The 554-nt window shown below is 73.8% G+C and carries 1 protein-coding gene; it reads right to left on the bottom strand.

Going from position 1 to position 554, the window contains the following annotated elements:
- The coding region (locus FAF44_RS53590) for a hypothetical protein (RefSeq protein WP_237111181.1) at positions 1–507 on the bottom strand (507 nt) is incomplete at its 3' end.
- Positions 508–554 lie beyond the last annotated feature (47 nt).

The raw sequence follows: 554 nt of genomic DNA, 5'->3' as shown, positions 1-554 counted from the left end.
GGCCACCGTAACCACCCTCGCGCCGGTCGCCGGAGCCACCGCCGGTACGGGGACCGCGGTCGCCGTAGCCACCCTCACGACGCGGACCCCGATCGTCCCGATCGCGGAAGGGACGACGGTCGCCGCCCTGAGGCCCACGGTCGTCGCCTTCGCGACGCGGACCCCGGCTCTCGTAACCACCCTCGCGCCGAGGACCCCGGTCATCCCGGAACCCGCCTTCACGGCGCGGGCCGCGATCATCGCGGAACCCGCCTTCACGCCTGGGACCGCGATCGTCACGGAAACCGCCCTCACGGCGCGGTCCCCTGTCATCGCGGAAGCCACCCTCGCGACGCGGCCCACGGTCGTCGCCTTCACGACGCGGACCACGGCTCTCGTAACCACCCTCACGGCGGGGCCCGCGATCGTCACGGAAACCGCCCTCACGGCGCGGACCACGGTCATCACGGAAACCACCCTCGCGACGGGGGCCGCGGTCGTCACGGAAACCGCCTTCACGGCGGCCACCGTAACCACCCTCGCGCCGGTCGCCGGAGCCACCGCCGGTACGGGGA

The organism is Nonomuraea sp. MG754425 (assembly GCF_021699195.1).
In the GTDB taxonomy this organism is placed as follows: Bacteria; Actinomycetota; Actinomycetes; order Streptosporangiales; family Streptosporangiaceae; genus Nonomuraea.
Note: the sequence above shows the minus strand (reverse complement) of the source record. Positions and strands in the feature narration are given on the sequence as shown.